Origin of the sequence: Paenibacillus oenotherae (assembly GCF_019443105.1) — a bacterium.
Lineage (GTDB): Bacteria > Bacillota > Bacilli > Paenibacillales > Paenibacillaceae > Paenibacillus_Z > Paenibacillus_Z oenotherae.
In genome coordinates this window covers 1-2,085 of record NZ_JAHZIJ010000050.1, presented here as the reverse complement: position 1 = coordinate 2,085, position 2,085 = coordinate 1, and the positions used below count along the sequence as shown (strand labels likewise).

Sequence of the window (2,085 nt, the reverse complement as noted above, 5' to 3'; positions counted from 1 at the left end):
CGCTGCCTTCGGCCATATACCGCAGCCGATCCTCCGGGAACTCCGGCGGCAGCGGCACATACGCCCCGCCTGCCTTGATGATCGCCAGCATCCCGATCATCATCTCTGCTGACCGCTGCGCCATCAGGCCCACTGGCTCGCCGCGCTTCACTCCACGCCCGCGCAGATGACCCGCGAGACGGTCTGAACGCTCATCGAGCTCACGGTACGTCAGCTCCTCCGACTCGGATACGAGCGCCGTGCGCTCCGGCGTACGCTTCGCTTGCTGCCGGAACATTTCATGCAGCGTCAACTCGCGCGGGAACGCCGCTTCCGTTGCGTTAAACTGCTTCAGCACCTGCTGCTTCTCTTCCTCGCCCATCAGGTCAATCTCCGCCAGCTTCAGCTCCGGCTCTCTCGCTATGGCTGCAACCAGACGAAGCCAGTGACTTGCCATCCGCTCCACCGTTTCCCGGCGGAACAGCGATGTCCGATACTCGAAGTTGCAGCGCAGACCTTGCGCTCCTTCCACCACCTCCAGCGTCAGATCGAACTTCGCGGTCGATCTGCGGGGCTCGCGGGGCTCGAACACAACATCGCCGCACGCAACCTTAGGCATACCGGTATTTTGCAGAACAAACATGACGTCAAACAGCGGATTCCGGCTCACATCCCGCCGTACAGCCAGCTTATCCACCAGCTCCTCGAACGGATAGCGGTCATTCTCCAGTGCGCCGAGCACGCGTTCCTTAACGCTGTTCAGCAGCTCCAAATACGATTGATCGCCATACGCCTCGCCCTGCAGCACAACGGTATTCACGAACATGCCGATCAGTTCGGACAAATCGACATGCGGCCTGCCTGCAACAGGCGACCCGATCCAAATGTCATTCTGGCCGGAATATCGGTGCAGCAATGCGGTAAAAGCAGCCAACAGCGTCATATAAAGCGTCGTTCCTGTTCGTCCGGTCAGCGCCGACAGCTGCTGGGCCAGCTCCCCGTCAATCTCGATGGAAACTCCGTCGCCCTCATAGTCCATCCTTGGAGGCCGTGGATAATCATAGGGCAGTTCCATGACCGGAACATTCCCTCTCAGCGACTCCACCCAGTACTGCTGCTGTTTGGCCGCTTCTTCCGTTTGCAGCCAATTCAGCTGCCAGTCGGCATAATCCTTGTATTGGATCGGCAGCTCAGGCAGGCCTCCGCTTTCGTAGGCTTCCACGAACTGCTTGGCCAGCACGACCGAGGAGACGCCATCCGAGATCAGATGGTGCATATCCAGCAGCAGCACATGCTTGTCATGTCCCGCCCTGACGAGCTTAACCCGCAGAAGCGGCGCCGTATCCAGCGCAAACGGCCGGATGAAGGCGGATAGCAGCGCGTCAGGATCGGTGAGATCCCCCTCCGCTTCCTCCCATGCAATCGACGGCTCTGCCGCGACAGTCTGCATCGGACGGCCATCGACCCATACAAAGGACGTCCGCAGCGTCTCATGACGAGCCACCAGCGCATGGACTGCTCGCACTAACCGCTCCTTATCCAGCGCGCCCTCAATGTAAAGCACTGACGGCAAATGGTAGGTCGTATTGGCCGCATCCATCGATTGCAGAACGAATAATCGGTTCTGAGGCGATGACAGCGGGTAGTACAGCTGCTGCTCCAGCTTAGGAATAGATCCCCACTCCTGCTCCCCGCCGCTAGCCGTCTTCTCGTCAATCAGCTCCGCCAATTCGCGCACTGTCGTTCGCTCGAACAGCTCCCTAAGCGGCAGGCTGCACTTGAACGTCCGGTGAATCTCGGCCGTCAGCGAAGCCGCCTTCAACGAATGGCCGCCAAGCTCGAAGAAGTTGTCGTTGACGCCAATCGTCTCGCGTCCCAGCAGCTCCCGCCAGAGGGCAGCCAGCTTCTCCTCCGTCTCGGTTGCCGGAGCCTCGTACGCCGTCCCCGTATCCATCGATACTGTGTCCGGTGCTGGCAGTGCCCGGCGATCCGCTTTGCCGCTTGCTGTCAGCGGCATGATCTCCACCTGCACGAATGCAGCCGGAATCATGTAATCCGGCAGCAGCTCCGCACAGTGGCGGCGCAGCTCCCCTGACGTGCACGCCC

The 2,085-nt window shown here is 60.4% G+C and carries 1 protein-coding gene; it reads right to left on the bottom strand.

Translation table 11 applies throughout. From position 1 onward, the window contains the following. Window positions 1–2,085 (bottom strand): condensation domain-containing protein (locus K0T92_RS24425; RefSeq protein ID WP_219875240.1); only part of this gene is annotated, 2,085 nt, incomplete at both ends.